Consider the following 15,193-nt stretch of genomic DNA (forward strand, 5'->3'; position numbering starts at 1 on the left):
GAAAGGCCCCTGATCGACGTCGAAAGGCCACGTCCCCCCGACGGGACGTGGCCTTTCGAGTGTCGGGGCTGGGCCAGACGTGGCCTCTCGACGGTGTCGGCTGGGCCAGACGTGGCCTCTCGACGGTGTCGGGGAGGGGGGGTCAGCGGAGGTCGTAGGACTTGAGGAAGCTGACGATGAAGGGCGCGGCTCCGGTCACGCCGTTGTCGCCGACCTCGTTGTAGGCGGCGATGGCGATGTCGCCGCGGCCCGCGACCATCCACACGTGCGTGTCGGGCGGGTTCTTCGTGCCGAACTCGGCGGTGCCGGTCTTGGCGTACTCCACCCCGAGCGGCTTGAGGACGGTGCCGGACCCCTCCGCCACGACGTCGCGCATCTCCTGACGCAGCACGCCGGCCTCGGTCGGGTCGAGCGGGGTGGCCGGCTTGGGCAGGGCCGGCAGGCCGGCGACGAGCTGCGGTCGGACCGTCTCGCCCTTCATGACCGAGGCGACGACGAGAGCCATCGTCAGCGGCGAGGCCTCGACGCGGCCCTGGCCGATGAACGACGCGGCGTGCTCGACGACGTTGTCGGTGGGCGGGACCGAGCCGAGGAAGCCGGTGAACGGCAGGTCGAGCTTCTCGCCCATCCCGAGCGACTGTGCCGCGGTGATGAGGTCCTGCTGGCTGACCTTCTCGTGCTGGCTGATGAAGGCCGTGTTGCACGAGAACGCCAGCGCCGTCCGCATCGGGATGTCGCCGAGGTGCTTGGCGGGGTAGGTCGTGTAGTTGCTGAACCGGCGGCCGTTGACGGTGAGCGTCTCGGTGCACGGCAGCTTCGTGTCGGCCGTCGCACCCTTGCGCACGTTGGCGAGCGAGCTGACGATCTTGAAGGTCGAGCCGGGCGCCTCCTTGCCGGCCAGGGCGAGGGTCGAGCCGTTGGCGGCCGGACCGACGGCAGCGGCCAGCACCTCGCCGGTCGACACACGCACCGCGACGAGCGCCGTGGGGTACTTCGTCTGCTTGGCGAGGGCCGCCTCCGCAGCGCTCTGGGCCCTCGGGTCGAGGGTGATCGTCAGCGGCGTGCCGTCGGTCGACTGCTCGGCGAAGAGCTCGCGCTTCTCGAGCACGCTGCCGTCAGCGCCGCGCTTGACGGCCTGCACCGCGAGGCCCGGGGCGCCCCGCAGCTGCGCGTCGTAGCGGTACTGCAGCCCGGTCCTGCCGACGGTGTCGCCGGGCTGCAGGGTGTCCTTGGAGGCCTTGATCTGCTCGGCGGTGGCCTCACCGACGCTCCCGAGGATCGGTGCGGCGAAGGTGCGGCTCGGGCCGAGCACCTGCATGGCCGGCACCGTGATCGCGCCCTTGACCTTGGCTATCGCAGCGCCGTTGCGCTCGAGGAGCGGGTCGGTCGCGCGCAGGGTGACGCCCTCGACGAAGGCCTTGGAACCCGCCGCCGCGACCTTGGCGGCGAACCGGCCGGGGTCGATCTCGAGGAGGGTCGCGAGCTTCTTCGCGGACGCGGCGGCCTCGCCACCGGACACCTTCGTCTTGTCGATGCCGACGGCAGCGACCTCGCGCTCGGTCATGATCTTGCCGCCGGAGGAGTCGACGATGTCGGCGCGCTGGGGCCACTTGCGGGCGACGTCGAGGGTCTCGTCGGACGCCAGCTGCGGCGCCACGACGCCCGGCGTCCACGACACCCGCCACCGGTCGTCGACGAGGGTCATGTTGACCTGCGTCTCGTAGGTCCAGTCGGTGGGGGACTTCGAGACGTCCCACCGGCTGAAGAGGGTCGCCGTGGCGTGGTCGGAGCCCTCGTTGTGGCTCATCTCGCTGAGCGACACCTGGGGCCGGAGGGTGCCGAGGTCCTTGTAGGCCGCCTTGACGAACGCGGTCGCCTTGGCCGGCGTCGTGCCCTTGAACGTGACGGCACCGAGGTCGCCGGAGGCCAGTCCCGAGGCGAGGGCACGCGCAGCGTCACCGGGGTCGGGCGGCGAGTCGAACATCGAGCAACCGGCCGCGAGCGTGCCGACGAGCGCACCCGTCAGCGAGACGGAGACGAGAGTCCTGACGCGAGATCCCCGGAGCATGCGCCAACGGTACGTGCCGCTCCGTGACGCCCGTGTCATGGGACCGTGGAGTCGACGTGACGATCGGGTGCCGGAGCGGTCGTATGCCGGGTGCCCCCGTCGCGCTCGGACGGTGCCCTCCCGGACGGTGCCTTCCCGGACGACGGGGTCCCGGAACGGCGCCACCGCGCGAGCGACCCGAGCACGCCGATGACGATGGCGGCGGCATGGACGCCCCAGGCCTGGTGGGCGGGGCCGAGCGCTGCGACGAAGACGTCGCGGCTGGCCTCGACGTGGTCGCGCAGCCCGTTGGGCAGGCCGGAGCGGGGCCGCACGTAGGTGGCGAGGTAGGCGAAGGCGGTCTGGCCCGCACTGGTGACCGCGACGAGGAGCAGCACCGCCGGCCAGGTGAGCAGGCGCCGGACGGGTCGCAGGCCGAGCCCGGCCAGGGCCAGTCCGGCGGCGACGCCCACGACGACCGACGTCCACCGGAGCACGCCGAGCGCGCGCTCGACCCCCGTCAGGGCGATCACGACGGCGTTGACCCAGCTGCCGAGCGCGACGGCGAGGGGAGCGGCGGCCAAGGCCCGCAGCACGGGACCGCCGAGTGCGACGAGCAGCCCCAGAGCGAGTCCGAGGAGCGTGCAGCCGACGGCGACCACGAGGACGCCGAGCAGGACACGTTCGTCACGGTCGAAGTCGCCGCCGAGCTGGCGCGTGGCTCCCGCGGACTGGGCGATGGAGTAGGCGGCGGAGGTCAGGGCACCGAGCGTCGCGAGGGTCGCGGTGGCGAGGCGCCGGGTGCCGCGAGGCCGCACCCAGAGGACGGCGAGAGGAGCGAGCCCACCGCCGACGAGCGTGATCGTCAGGAGCAGCCCGAGGCGGGCCGTCGTGAAGGGCAGCAGACTGATGTAGCCGTCGGTCGCCGACCCCGTGGCGACGTCGAAGGGCCAGTTGCGCGGCGACTGCGCGCCGAGCCCGTCGAGGACCCAGGGCAGCGCGCCGCCGACCCACCAGGCCGCGGCTGCGAGGGGCAGCACCGGCCAGAGGTGGGCGCGGGCCTGCCGGAGGTGGGACTGTCGGCCCACGCCTCGTCGCACGTCAACGCCGGTGTTCACGCGCAGATCCGATCATGTCCGAGCGACATCCGCCAGTCGTCGGTCTGCTGGCCGGTGGCTCGCCGGGTGCTCGGGACGCGCTCAGCGCTCGGGGCGCCAGAGCTGCACGGAGGCCACCGGCTCGAATCCCGCCGACAGGAAGGCGCGCAGCGCTCGCGCGTTGCCCGGGGCGCAGGCGGCGACGACCACCTCGCCCTCCGGGATGAGCGTCAGGGCGTCCCGGACGACGTCGGCGCCGACGTGGTCCTTGTCCCGGTCGGTCTCGAGGCCGACCTCGGGCAGCCCACCCAGCCCCGTCGAGAGGGTCACGAGCGTGTGGTCGTCCGGGGCGGCATACCCGAACGTCGTGACGTCACTGCGCACGGAGGTGGCGTGCTGGGCGCGGGGGTGGTTGCGCAGGTCGCTGCGCGGTACGAGAGTGGGCTCGCCGCCGGTGCCGCGCGCCACGAGGATGATGTCGAGGGCATCGATCCAGCCGGTGCCCGCGAGGCGCGACACGAGGCGGGGGTTGCTCGCGCCGCCGAAGCCGTCAGGGCTCAGCGAGCCGAGCGTGCCGTCGGAGACGTCGTCGTCGACGGCGAGGTAGGCGTGGCCGGTGAAGGCGACGACGCCCTCGACGCCGGGGCGCCACGGCTCGACGCGCTGCCAGCTGCCGTCCACGGCGGGGAAGTCGCCACCGGCGGCCTTGCTGAGGACTTCCGCGATGAGGTGCACGCGGTCCATCAAACCCGCCGTGTCGCTCCCGCGCCTGTCGGGGTCCACCTGTTGGCACCGTGCCGTTGGCGCGGGCGACCGCCCTCACGGGTAGGTTGTGGCCATGTCACGACCGCACGCGGCCGCCATCATCGAGGACACCGTCCACGAGCAGGTCGAACGCGTGCTCCGCAGCCGCGGCTGGGGCAACCGCGTCATCACCCACGTCGGCTACGGCTCGTCGTCCTTCGTAAGGGTCTACGCGCGAATCCTGTTGGGCCGCAAGGGTCGGGAGCACACCGAGGGCCCCGAGGCCCGTCAGGACGCGACCGGCGCCCTCAGCCCCGCCCACTACGACCGTGGCTGGCGCGCCTTCATCACCTCGCCCGCGACCGGCGTCCCGGTCAAGGTCACCGCGGGTGACCGCGAGGTCTACGGCCGGTCCGACCGCGGCGGCCACGTCGACATCGTCGCCCGCGACCACGGTCTCGAGCCGGGCTGGCAGCAGGTCGTCGTCGAGGTCCAGGGCACCGACCCGGTCGCGGCCGACGTGTTCATCGTCGCCGACGGCGTGACGCACGGCATCGTCAGCGACATCGACGACACCGTCATCACCACGATGCTGCCGCGCCCGATGATCGCGGCGTTCAACACCTTCGTCCGCCGGGGCAAGGCGCGACACTCGGTGGCCGGCATGGCGCCGATGTACCGCCGCATCCTCTCGGCGCACCCGGGCGCGCCGATCGTCTACGTGTCGACCGGCGCCTGGAACACCGCCGCGACCCTCAACCGCTTCCTCGTCGAGAACGGCTTCCCCCTCGGTCCGCTCATGCTCACCGACTGGGGCCCGACCAACACCGGGTGGTTCCGCAGCGGGCAGGCCCACAAGCGCAGCTGTCTCGACCGGCTCGCCCGCGACTTCCCCGACATCCGGTGGCTGCTCGTCGGGGACGACGGCCAGCACGACCCGCAGATCTACGCCGACTTCGCCGAGGCCAGGCCCGACCGCGTCGACGCCATCTGCATCCGGCACCTGTCTCCGACCGAGCAGGTGCTGTCCAACCCGATGAAGATCGACTCGCCGATCCGCCCCTGGGCGGCGCGCTCGGTGCCGACCTTCTCGGCGCCCGACGGGCACGGCCTCCTGCGGGTGCTCGACGGCGCCGGCAAGGTCGGGGAGCCCGTCGCGCCGGACGAGCAGCCTTCGCGTCCCGGCCGATCCGTCCCCTCCGGATGACACACTGGGGTCATGCCTGAGCTGCCGGAGGTGCAGGCGCTCGTCGACTTCCTCGCCGAGCGGACGGACGGCCTTGCCATCACAGGGGTCGAGCTCGCGTCGTTCAGCGTGCTCAAGACGTTCAACCCGCCGCCCCAGGCGCTCGAGGGTGCACCTGTCGACGGCGTCCACCGCCACGGCAAGTTCCTCGACATCGACGCCGACGGCACCCACCTCGTCTTCCACCTCGCGCGGGCCGGCTGGCTGCGCTGGTCCGACCAGCTGCCGCCCACCGTCGTGCGTCCCGGCAAGTCGCCGATCGCACTGCGCGTGCGGCTGTCCGACGGCTCCGGCTTCGACCTGACCGAGGCGGGCACGAAGAAGTCGCTCGCGGCATACATCGTCAAGGACCCCGCCGAGGTGCCCGGCATCGCGCGTCTGGGACCCGACCCGATGGCCGACGACTTCACCCTCGAACGGTTCCGCTCGATGCTCGAGGGCCGCCGCACCCAGATCAAGGGGCTGCTGCGCGACCAGGAGTTCATCGCCGGCGTCGGCAACGCCTACTCCGACGAGATCCTGCACGTCGCGAAGATCAGCCCCTTCGCGATCGCCGGCACCCTCGCCCCCGAGGTCGTCGAGCGGTTGTATGCCGCCCTGCGCGACACGCTCAAGAGCGCGGTCACGACGGCGTCGGGCAAGCCCGCCAAGGAGCTCAAGGACGCCAAGCGGGCCGGCATGCGGGTCCACGCCCGGACCGGCGAGGCGTGTCCCGAGTGCGGCGACGTCGTGCGCGAGGTGTCGTTCGCCGACACGTCGCTGCAGTACTGCGCCACGTGCCAGACCGGGGGCAAGCCGCTCGCCGACCGACGGATGTCCCGGCTGCTCAAGTAGCCCCGACGCCCGCCTGGGCCCCTGGGTGGAGGCCGTCAGTCCTGGCTGGTCCGGTGCACCGAGGTGACGGTGCCGTTCGTCTCGTCGAGGATGACCTGCGGCGCGTGTGCCTCGTCGAACGCGAAGAGTCCGCGCAGCGAGCCCGCCCAGGCGTCGGCGGAGCCGTCACCGATGCGGCCGACGCCCCAGTTGTCCTCGATGAGGCGCAGGATCGAGGCCTGGTCGGTCTGGCGGTGGTCGACGTAGTTCGTCTTCGCGAAGGGCGAGATGACCACGAGCGGCTGGCGCGGGCCGGGGCCGCAGCGGTCCTGGTAGCCCTTGGCGATCGGCACTCCTGAGGCGGCCGCATCGGTGCAGAACGCGGCGTCGTCGGTGGTGTTGGAGGCGTTCCTGACCTGCGCGGCGACGTGGTCGTACCAGCCGTCGGAGTCGTCGTAGGCCAGGACGATCGCCGTGTCCTTCCAGTGCTTCGACCTCTGGATGGCGTTGACCTCCTTGACGATGAAGTGCTGCTCGTCGAGCGGGTCGGAGTAGGCGGCGTGCCCGTCCTGGTAGTTCGGGGCCTTGAGGAAGCTCACCGCGGGCAGGTTGTCGGTGCCGACGACCTGGTCGAAGGAGGTCATGTCGTACTGGTGGTTCGCCTGGCCGTCGTGGCCGATCTCGGCGACGGTGGCCGGCGGCAGGTGGTGCGGGTTCGCCGTCGACGCGTAGTACTGGAAGGGCTCGTGGTGCGGGTTGTAGTCGGTAGAGGAGACCCCGGCGACGTTCGTGTGCGTCGCGAGGCACGAGGCCGGCGCCCCGCCTGCTGCGGCGGTCGTCGGCGTGAAGCCGCCCTGGAACCAGCCCCACGACACCTTCTTGGCATTGAGCAGGTCGCCGATGTTGCGGCCCGTCATCGCGGCGAGGGTGTTGCTCCTCGTGTGGCTGTTGTTGGAGCAGTCGTCGTAGACGGGGTCGGGGTCGCCCGTCATGGTGCCGACACCCTTCGCGTCGGGGAAGCGCACCGTGTAGTCGCCGGAAGCCGGGGTGGCGGCGGGGGTGCCGTCGGCGTTGAACTCCTTGACGCCGTGCGTCTGCGCCGAGACGAGGTTGATCGCGCCGGGGCTCGAGGGACCGAACGTCGTGCTGAAGGCGTGGTCGCTCATCGCGTAGTGCTGCGCGTAGTTCCACATCGCGGTGACGGTGTTGCCGTCGTAGTAGTCCATCGTCAGGCCCGGTCGGCCGTACATCGGGGCGGCGCACGCGTCCCGGCTCGTGAACTCCACGAACTTGTCCATGGCGCCGGCGTTGTAGGCCTTCTGCTCGTTCGTGTAGGTGTGGTCCTGGTCGCAGGTCACCGCCTGGCCCGGGGTGAGCCGCTGCGGCTGCGCGGCGTTGGGATTGTTCGGGGCGAGCAGCCGGTCCTGCGCGAGGGTGGCGATGTGGCGTGGGGTGAGCGGCGACGCGGTGAACCGCGGTGCCGGCGCCGAGGAGCCCTGGGACGTCTCACCGGGGATGTTGGCGGCCTTCGGGTACGTCGCGAAGTAGTGGTCGAACGACACGTTCTCGCCGAAGATGACGACGACGTGCTTGATCGGCGTGGACGTCACCACCGGCCAGGCGCGGCGGACCGGCGCAGGCTGGGCGCTGGCGGCACCCACGGCACCGGCGGCGGCGACCACCGGCGCGACGAGGGCGGCAGCACCCAGGCCTGCGAGCGCGAGACGGGCGGAGCGTTTCATGGTGTCTCCTCTGGCGATCGTAACGGCCGGGACGCGCCAGGCGCATCGCTCGGGGCCGGGGCCAAGGTACGCCCGCGCGGGGGTGCAGCAGCGGAGCCCGGCGGATCGTTTAAGGAGTGTTTGCCGAAACCGCGTCGTGCCTTGACACTCCTGTCAGCACTCTCGGCGACAACGTTCAGGTGGCGCCCAGAAACGGGCGGAACCGGTTCGAACTGCAACGATCCGGACCTCGTGGTTGTCTACCCCATCATGAAGCCCATGACGTCGATCAAGCCGATGACCCTTGCCGCGCTCGCCGCCCTCGGAGCGGTGCTCGTCACGAGTGCCTGTGGCCAGGCGACGCCCTCCCCGGGAACGCCCACGTCGGCGGGCGGGTCGGTCCCGGCGGTGCAGGTGGTCACCTCGGGGGCGGTGCGGCTCGAGGCGACGATGGCTCCAGGAGGCCCCAAGCCGGCCGGCACCGCCGGCGCAGGGACCGGGATCGCGGCGACCGGCGGCCTCGTCGTCGACTACACCGTGACCAACACCGGCGCGAAGCCGCTGCTCGCCTACGACGTCGTGCCGCAGGACCTCGGCAGCGCCACGGTCCCTGCCGACGTCGATGCCAAGCACGCCTGGGTCTACGAGCAGTCCGGGGTGCTGCGCCTGAGCAAGCAGGGCTTCTCGCCGGCCCCGAACGTGCGCTTCGCCGCCGCGCCGGTCATGGGTGGCCACGTGCTGGCTCCCGGAGCGAGTGTCACCGGGAAGGCGTATGCCGCGTCGCCGCCGACGCTGGACGTGCCGGGCGAGTCGTTCGAGGCCCCACGCGGCGCCGTGGACCCCGGGGTGAAGCAGTGGCAGTTCTGCGTTCAGGTCGACGATCGCGCGGCGCAGGCCAGGCCCGCCGCGGCAGGCTCCGGCGTCGTGCAGGCACCCTCGGTGGCCCCGCAGGGTGACGAGCTCGTCTGCACGCAGCCGGCGACGATCCCCGTCGCCTGACGGTCGTCCAGCGGCTCGGCGACGACTCGGCCACGGCGCCGATGGCTCGTCGGCGCTGGTCAGCGGCTCGTCAGCGGCTCGTCAGCGGCTCGTCAGCGGCTGGTCAGTGGCCCAGCAGCATCCCGGTGCAGGCGAGGAAGATGGCCGAGCCCGGCCACGCGAGCGCGGCGAGGATGCACCAGTTCTTGACGGAGGCCGAGGTCCGGCGCGCCTCGTCGTAGCGGCCCCGAGCCAACGAGGGCTTGACCGAAAGAGCCTTGAGGAGCGCGACGATGCCGAAGGGCGTGAAGCAGAAGATCGTGCAGAGGATCGCGAGGCCGAGTCGGTTCGGCGGGGGAGCGGTGTAGAGCTGCGGGCCGGCCGGAGAGGGCATGGGCGCCTGAGGGGGCCACGCGACATGCCACTTCATCGGCACGCTGGGAGGCGGCGCCGGTGGCACCGGCGGCACAGGTGACGGCGGCGGGTCGGCCCGCGGGGCCTGCGGGGCGGGCGGGGTGGCGGACTCGGACGGCGCGGAGGCCTGCGGCAGCGGTGTCGTCGGCGGGTCGAGGCGCGGCAGCCACGCCGACCACGTGTCGGCCGTTGGGTCCGGCTGACCCGCGTCGTCCTCCCGGCTGCGGTCGGTCACCTCTGCGTCACTCCCTTCGGGTCCCCTCAGATGATGCTGGGGGCGCCGTCGGCGGCGAGCTGCTTGCCCGCGCGCTGCCACTCGACCATGCCGCCCTCGACGTTGGCGACGTCGTAGCCCTGCTGCACCAGCCACTGCACGGCACGCGCCGACCGGCCGCCCATGCGGCAGACCACGGCGACGGTGTCGTCGGTCTCCGGCAGCTCGTCGATGCGGGACGGCAGCTCGCCCAGCGGGATGTGGATCGCGTTGGGGGCATGTCCGGCGGCCCACTCGTCGGCCTCGCGGACGTCGACGAGGACGGCGTCGTCAGGCAGCTCGGACACGGTCGTCGTGGGGATGGCGCTCATGCCATCCATCCTGACACGACCGGGCCGACCGAGCCGACGGACGACCGTTGGTCGCTGCAGACGTGCGGCGCGCGGCGTGACACGCCGGGCGCTGCGCGAAGGGGCTACCAACGGTCGTCCGTCGGTGGGCTCGACAGCCTCGCCGCGCACTCAGCGGTCGGCGATTTCACGCGGCTAGGGTTGGGCGCGTGAAGATCCTGTCGATCCAGTCCCACGTCGCCTACGGTCACGCCGGCAACTCGGCCGCGGTCTTCCCGCTCCAGCGGCTCGGGCACGAGGTCTATCCGGTGCTCACGGTGACCTTCTCCAACCACACCGGCTACGGCTCGACGCGCGGCCCGCTCATCGCCCCCGCCGACGTCGCAGCCGTCATCGACGGGGTGGAGGAGCGCGGCGCCTTCCCGGCGATCGACGCGGTGCTCTCCGGCTACCAGGGCGCCGAGGCCGTGGGCGAGGTCGTGCTCGACGCCGTCGCACGGGTCAAGGCGGCCAACCCCGCGGCGATCTACTGCTGCGACCCGGTCATGGGTGACGTCGGTCGCGGCTTCTTCGTGCGGGAGGGCATCCCGGAGTACATGCGCGACCATGTCGTGCCCCGCGCCGACATCGTCACGCCGAACCAGTTCGAGCTCGAGTTCCTCGTCGGGCGCGAGGTCGCCACGCAGGCCGACCTCGTCGTGGCCGCTCGTGAGCTCGTCGCACAGGGGCCGGCGGTCGTGCTCGTCACGTCGGCGCTGACGGCCGACACGCCGGCCGACTCGATCCAGATGGCCTGCGTCACCGCCGACGACGCGTGGGTCGTCACGACCCCCATGCTGCCGATGACCGTCCGCGGGGGTGGCGACGTCACTGCCGCGGTCTTCCTCGCGCACTACCTGACCGACGGGGCCGAGGTCGCCCTGCGCCGCACCGCGGCGACGATGTATGCCGTGCTCGAGCGCACGCACGCCAGCGGCTCGGACGAGATGCTGCTCGTCGCGGAGCAGGATGCGATCGCCCATCCCGACGAAGTTTTTGAAATCTCTCAGATCGCTTGACCGTTTCGCCCAGATCCGCGTTATAGTCGCAACGCGCCGTTCCGCATGACCACCCCTGACCGTGCGGAACGGCGCTTTTTCTTGCTCGAATTCACTGGAATCCGAATCAAATGACTTCGGAATCCATCGAGTTGGTGCGTGGCGCGGGTGGCCGCGACTCGCCGATGAGGCTCTCTGCGGATGTCTCAGGTTTGCGGTAGAGACGCGTATAGCCTCCGATCGTGGACCCGATCACGAACCCGTATGCCCCGGGCGCGGGCCAGCGCCCGCCCGAGCTCGCCGGCCGCGACGAGCAGCTGCGCACCTTCGACGTCGTCCTCGAGCGGATCGCCCGCGGCCGCGCCGAGCGCTCGATCGTGCTGACCGGACTGCGCGGGGTCGGCAAGACGGTGCTGCTCAACGCGCTCCGCTCGTCCGCCGTCCGGGCCGACTGGGGGACCGGCAAGTTCGAGGCGCGCCCCGACCAGCGGCTGCGCCGGCCGCTGGCCGCAGCCGCGCACCAGGCCGTCCGCGAGCTCGGCCACCCGCGGGGTGAGGACGTCGACCAGGTGCTCGGGAGCATCAAGGCCTTCGCGCTGCGGGACGCCCCGACCGGGGCCAAGCTGCGCGAGAGGTGGCAGCCCGGCATCGACGTGCCGGCCGTCACCGGGCGTGCCGACTCCGGCGACATCGAGATCGACCTCGTCGAGCTGCTCACCGACATCGGCGGTCTGGCCGCCGACGTCGGCAAGGGCATCGCCTTCTTCATCGACGAGATGCAGGACCTCGACCCGGAGGACGTGTCGGCGCTCTGCGCGGCCTGTCACGAGATCTCGCAGTCGGGGCTGCCCGTCATCGTCGTCGGCGCCGGGCTGCCGCACCTGCCGGCCGTGCTGTCGGCCTCGAAGTCCTACTCCGAGAGGCTCTTTCGCTACTCCCGTATCGACCGGCTGCCGCGTGAGGCTGCCGACCGCGCCCTCGTCGGGCCCGCCTCCGAGGAGGGGTGCGCGTTCACTCCCGAGGCGCTCGACGAGATGTATGCCGTCACCGCCGGCTATCCCTACTTCATCCAGGCCTACGGCAAGGTGGTCTGGGACGTCGCGCCGAGCTCGCCCGTCACCGCCCAGGACATCCGCGTCGCCGTGCCCGAGGCCGAGTCCGAGCTGGCCGTCGGCTTCTTCGGCTCCCGCTTCGAACGGGCGACCCCGGCAGAGCGCGAGTACCTCCGGGCTATGGCCGACGCCGCCCTCGTGAACCCGTCTGTGACGGAGGCGGACCCGGAAGGTGACGGCGCGCTGGACGGCGACGTCGCGGCATACGTGCGCGACGGGGTGACCGAGCGCGAGGCCGTCCCCACCTCGTCCGTGGCGGACGTGCTGGGGCGCAAGCCGCAGTCGCTCTCGCCGGCGCGTGACGCCCTCATCAAGAAGGGCCTCATCTACTCCGGTGAGCGGGGCCTCATCGCCTTCACAGTGCCGCACTTCGGGAGATACCTGCGCACCCAGTCCTGAGCGCAGTCGCTGCGGGCTCAGCGCGGGGAGGGGCTCACTGGCTGGAGACCCACTCGCCGTAGAACAGGGCCAAGCCTGCCGCGACGCACAGCCCGGCGATGATCCAGAAGCGGGCCACGATGGTGACCTCGGACCACCCGACCATCTCGAAGTGGTGGTGCAGCGGGGCTATCCGGAAGACCCGCTTGCCCGTCAGCTTGAAGCTGATGACCTGGATGATGACCGATGCGGTGACGATGACGAAGAGCCCGCCCAGGACCACCAGCAGCAGCTGCGTGTTGGTGAGGATGGCCAGCCCGGCCAGGGCCGCGCCGAGCGACAGGGAGCCGGTGTCGCCCATGATGATCTCGGCCGGCGACGCGTTCCACCAGAGGAAGCCGAAGCAGGCGCCACCGATCGCGCACGCGACGACGGCCAGATCGAGCGCGTCGCGCACGTCGTAGCAGTTCGGCCCGGGGGCCACTCCACAGCCCTGGTTGTACTGCCACGTGGCGATCACCGTGTAGGCGCCGAACACCATGACCGAGGCACCGGTCGCCAGCCCGTCCAGGCCGTCGGTGATGTTCACCCCGTTCGAGGCCCCGGCGATGAGCACGTTCGACCACGCGACGAAGAGGACCACCGCCACGACAGGGCCGGCGAAAGCCAGGTCGATGTCGGTGTCCCTGATGAAGGAGACCGCGGTCGAGGCCGGGGACAGTCCATGCTCGTCGGTCATCAGCAGGGCGCCCAGGGCGAAGACCACCGTGACCAGCGTCTGGCCGAGCAGCTTCTGCCTCGACGTGAGGCCGAGGCTGCGCTCCTTGCGGATCTTCGTGTAGTCGTCGAGGAACCCGACCACCCCGAGTCCGGTGAGCAGGAAGAGCACGAGCAGGGCGCCGAGCGAGATGCTGCTGTGAACCACCTTGAGCACCCCGGTGGCGCCCAACGCCAGCACGACCGCGTGCGAGGCGAAGTAGCCGACCAGGGCCGCTCCGATGATCACCGCGCCGCCCATGGTGGGCTTTCCTCGCTTGACGTGGTGGTGGACGAGGTCGTCACGGATGAACTGGCCCCAGCGTCGCCGGACGAGGAAGGCGATGAACGGCTTCGTGCACAGCAGGGCGACGGCCATCGAGATGCCGCCAGCCAACAGGACGTTGACCATGGGGTCTTTCGCTGCCCTTCCATCCATCGTCGGGGGTGCCACTTCCAGGGGTGCACCGGCCGGTCGTACGCGTGTGGCGGGTGCCGAGGTCGCCGGCTAACCCTAGGCCACGCCGCGACAGCCACGACCTCGGCTTCGACGTCAACGTCAACGCCGGACGGGCTCAGCCGGGGACGAGCGACTGGACGGTCCGCCACGTCGTGCGGAGCGCGGGCCCGACGATGTCGACACCCCCGGCCATCGTCACGACGAGCCACGCGGCAGCCAGGGTGAGGGCGGGCCCGACGACGTAGCGCTCGACGGTGTGGTCGGTGCTCAGCGCCAGGTAGTTGTAGCGGTGCCGGTACACCGGCCAGAACAGCGGGCACCCTTGCACCGTCGCCATGTCGCCGAGCAGGTGCACCGTGACCCCGGTCGCCACCGCCCACGGCACGACCTCGACGGGGAACGAGTCGAGCACGGCGCCGCGCACCAGCATCGCGCCCATGACGAGGCACAGGAGCGTGTGCCCCACGGTGGCGCGCACCATGTTGACGCGGAGCGCCGCCGCCGCGATGGCGAAGAGGAACGACAGGAAGAGCCCGAGGGGCAGCCCGCCGAGGTGGGTCAGCCAGAGGGACAGTCCGGTGAACGCGGCCAGGCCGACGATCGAGTGCGTGCCGTTGCGGTGGCCGCCACTGAGCAGTCCCACGCACCAGGCGAGTCCGGCGGAGATGGGACCCAACGAGCGGGCCGGTGTGGCGTGCGCGTGGTCGACGTCCGGCAGGATCGCAGCCCCCGCGGCCGTCACCGCCGCCACCGGTACCGCCCAGTTGTCGACCGTGACGCCGTGGGAGCGCAGCACCGGCGTCAGGGCGAGCACCGCGACAGCGCCGGACAGTGCATGCGTCCTACCGAGCACCGTCGGCCACCATCGTCACGACGGCAGACTCTAGCCAGCCCCGGCGACACCACTGACACCGCCGACGTTCGCCGGCCCATCGGCGTGCCGTGACCACGTGAATTCCACTGTGTGGCAGGGTCTCTCATCGTGCCGTTGTCGAGCTCGTCCCCCTCCCGACCTGTTCAGCCGCTGCTGGTCCGATGCCTCGCCCTCGTCGTCATGACAGGCGTCCTGACCGGCTGCGGACTCCCGCTGGTGTCTCCGGGCGCGGGCGCTCGTGCTCCTCACGTCTCGACGCGAGTCGAGGCGGCAACCCCCAGCGGCGGCCCGACGACCACGAGCACCACGAGGACCCCGCCGCTCACCCCGGCGCAGGTGCGGGCGGCCGTGTCGGCACTGGCCACGCTCCCGGTCAAGGGCCGGGCTCCCAAGACCGGCTACTCCCGTGCCGCCTTCGGGCCGGCCTGGACCGACGACGTCGACGTCGCGCTCGGCCACAACGGGTGCGACACCCGCAACGACATCCTGCGACGAGACCTCGCCGCCGAGCGGCTCAAGCCGGGCACGCACGGCTGCGTCGTGCTGGCCGGCGTGCTGGCCGATCCCTACACCGCGCGGTCCATCACCTTCACCCGCGGACGCGACACGTCGTCACGGGTGCAGATCGACCACGTCGTGGCCCTCGGTGACGCCTGGGTCAAGGGCGCCCAGCAGCTGACGGCCGCCCAGCGCGCGACGCTCGCCAACGACCCGCTCAACCTGCTGGCCGTCGACGGGCCGACGAACAGCGCCAAGCGCGACGCGGACGCGGCGTCCTGGCTGCCGCCGAACAAGGCCTTCCGGTGCGCCTACGTGGCGCGCCAGGTCGCCGTCAAGCAGCGCTACCGCCTCTGGGTCACCGCCTCCGAGGCCGCCCAGATCGCTCGGATCCTCGCTGGGTGCGCGACGGCCCGGTGAGCGACCCGGTGAGCGACCCGGTGAGCGACCCGGG

The 15,193-nt window shown here is 71.6% G+C and carries 14 protein-coding genes; 6 read left to right on the forward strand and 8 right to left on the reverse strand.

All coding sequences use genetic code 11. From position 1 onward, the window contains the following. Positions 1-142: 142 nt before the first annotated feature. From ABD831_RS20425 to ABD831_RS20435, 3 genes are all read right to left on the reverse strand, one after another. Complete coding sequence (locus ABD831_RS20425; protein ID WP_344951255.1) at positions 143-2,068, reverse strand: penicillin-binding transpeptidase domain-containing protein; 1,926 nt, start codon at positions 2,066-2,068, stop codon at positions 143-145. A 35-nt stretch (positions 2,069-2,103) separates the two neighbouring features. After that, positions 2,104-3,165, reverse strand: a complete 1,062-nt coding sequence (locus ABD831_RS20430) for a hypothetical protein (RefSeq protein WP_344951258.1) — start codon at positions 3,163-3,165, stop codon at positions 2,104-2,106. Positions 3,166-3,246: 81 nt separating this feature from the next. Next, complete coding sequence (locus tag ABD831_RS20435) at positions 3,247-3,888, reverse strand: N-acetyltransferase (RefSeq protein WP_344951260.1); 642 nt, start codon at positions 3,886-3,888, stop codon at positions 3,247-3,249. Positions 3,889-3,982: 94 nt separating this feature from the next. Here ABD831_RS20435 and ABD831_RS20440 point away from each other — a divergent pair, with 94 nt between their 5' ends. Both ABD831_RS20440 and ABD831_RS20445 read left to right on the forward strand, forming a co-directional pair. After that, positions 3,983-5,095 (forward strand): App1 family protein phosphatidate phosphatase, encoded by a 1,113-nt coding sequence (locus ABD831_RS20440; RefSeq protein WP_344951263.1) that lies wholly within the window; start codon positions 3,983-3,985, stop codon positions 5,093-5,095. A 12-nt stretch (positions 5,096-5,107) separates the two neighbouring features. Next, positions 5,108-5,968 carry an Fpg/Nei family DNA glycosylase gene (locus ABD831_RS20445; protein ID WP_344951266.1) on the forward strand — a complete coding sequence of 287 codons (861 nt, stop codon included), beginning with the start codon at positions 5,108-5,110 and terminating at the stop codon, positions 5,966-5,968. Positions 5,969-6,003: 35 nt separating this feature from the next. On the opposite strand, the gene ABD831_RS20450 is transcribed toward ABD831_RS20445, so the two are convergent. Continuing rightward, complete coding sequence (locus ABD831_RS20450; RefSeq protein ID WP_344951269.1) at positions 6,004-7,689, reverse strand: phospholipase C; 1,686 nt, start codon at positions 7,687-7,689, stop codon at positions 6,004-6,006. Between the two features lie 258 nt (positions 7,690-7,947). Here ABD831_RS20450 and ABD831_RS20455 point away from each other — a divergent pair, with 258 nt between their 5' ends. Beyond that, on the forward strand, positions 7,948-8,667 hold the full coding sequence (locus ABD831_RS20455) for a hypothetical protein (RefSeq protein ID WP_344951271.1): 720 nt from the start codon (positions 7,948-7,950) through the stop codon (positions 8,665-8,667). Between the two features lie 103 nt (positions 8,668-8,770). Here ABD831_RS20455 and ABD831_RS20460 read toward each other — a convergent pair whose 3' ends face one another. After that, a complete protein-coding gene (locus ABD831_RS20460; RefSeq protein WP_344951274.1) occupies positions 8,771-9,295 on the reverse strand; it encodes a CD225/dispanin family protein in 525 nt (174 codons plus the stop codon). Positions 9,296-9,321: 26 nt separating this feature from the next. After that, positions 9,322-9,645, reverse strand: coding sequence for a rhodanese-like domain-containing protein (locus tag ABD831_RS20465; protein ID WP_221628714.1), 324 nt, complete (start codon positions 9,643-9,645; stop codon positions 9,322-9,324). 188 nt (positions 9,646-9,833) lie between these two features. Here ABD831_RS20465 and pdxY point away from each other — a divergent pair, with 188 nt between their 5' ends. Next, positions 9,834-10,682, forward strand: a complete 849-nt coding sequence (pdxY, locus tag ABD831_RS20470; RefSeq protein ID WP_344951279.1) for a pyridoxal kinase PdxY — start codon at positions 9,834-9,836, stop codon at positions 10,680-10,682. Positions 10,683-10,903: 221 nt separating this feature from the next. Next, a complete protein-coding gene (locus tag ABD831_RS20475) occupies positions 10,904-12,172 on the forward strand; it encodes an ATP-binding protein (protein ID WP_344951281.1) in 1,269 nt (422 codons plus the stop codon). Between the two features lie 34 nt (positions 12,173-12,206). On the opposite strand, the gene mraY is transcribed toward ABD831_RS20475, so the two are convergent. Next, complete coding sequence (mraY, locus tag ABD831_RS20480) at positions 12,207-13,319, reverse strand: phospho-N-acetylmuramoyl-pentapeptide-transferase (protein WP_344951285.1); 1,113 nt, start codon at positions 13,317-13,319, stop codon at positions 12,207-12,209. Between the two features lie 163 nt (positions 13,320-13,482). After that, positions 13,483-14,220: a metal-dependent hydrolase gene (locus ABD831_RS20485; protein WP_344951289.1), complete on the reverse strand. Its 738-nt coding sequence runs from the start codon at positions 14,218-14,220 to the stop codon at positions 13,483-13,485. A 201-nt stretch (positions 14,221-14,421) separates the two neighbouring features. Between ABD831_RS20485 and ABD831_RS20490 the strand changes: the two genes are divergently transcribed. Then, positions 14,422-15,159 carry an HNH endonuclease family protein gene (locus tag ABD831_RS20490; protein ID WP_344951293.1) on the forward strand — a complete coding sequence of 246 codons (738 nt, stop codon included), beginning with the start codon at positions 14,422-14,424 and terminating at the stop codon, positions 15,157-15,159. The last annotated feature ends 34 nt before the right edge of the window (positions 15,160-15,193 follow it).

This window comes from Terrabacter ginsenosidimutans, from assembly GCF_039539425.1.
GTDB classification, from domain to species: domain Bacteria; phylum Actinomycetota; class Actinomycetes; order Actinomycetales; family Dermatophilaceae; genus Terrabacter; species Terrabacter ginsenosidimutans.

Excerpts from the sequence above, each read along its gene's own strand:
- ABD831_RS20425 (WP_344951255.1), bottom strand. The coding sequence starts at position 2,068 with ATGCTCCGGGGATCTCGCGTCAGGACTCTCGTCTCCGTCTCGCTGACG.
- ABD831_RS20435 (WP_344951260.1), bottom strand. The coding sequence starts at position 3,888 with ATGGACCGCGTGCACCTCATCGCGGAAGTCCTCAGCAAGGCCGCCGGT.
- ABD831_RS20440 (WP_344951263.1), top strand. The coding sequence starts at position 3,983 with ATGTCACGACCGCACGCGGCCGCCATCATCGAGGACACCGTCCACGAG.
- ABD831_RS20445 (WP_344951266.1), top strand. The coding sequence starts at position 5,108 with ATGCCTGAGCTGCCGGAGGTGCAGGCGCTCGTCGACTTCCTCGCCGAG.
- ABD831_RS20450 (WP_344951269.1), bottom strand. The coding sequence starts at position 7,689 with ATGAAACGCTCCGCCCGTCTCGCGCTCGCAGGCCTGGGTGCTGCCGCC.
- ABD831_RS20455 (WP_344951271.1), top strand. The coding sequence starts at position 7,948 with ATGACGTCGATCAAGCCGATGACCCTTGCCGCGCTCGCCGCCCTCGGA.
- ABD831_RS20465 (WP_221628714.1), bottom strand. The coding sequence starts at position 9,645 with ATGAGCGCCATCCCCACGACGACCGTGTCCGAGCTGCCTGACGACGCC.
- mraY (WP_344951285.1), bottom strand. The coding sequence starts at position 13,319 with ATGGTCAACGTCCTGTTGGCTGGCGGCATCTCGATGGCCGTCGCCCTG.
- ABD831_RS20490 (WP_344951293.1), top strand. The coding sequence starts at position 14,422 with ATGACAGGCGTCCTGACCGGCTGCGGACTCCCGCTGGTGTCTCCGGGC.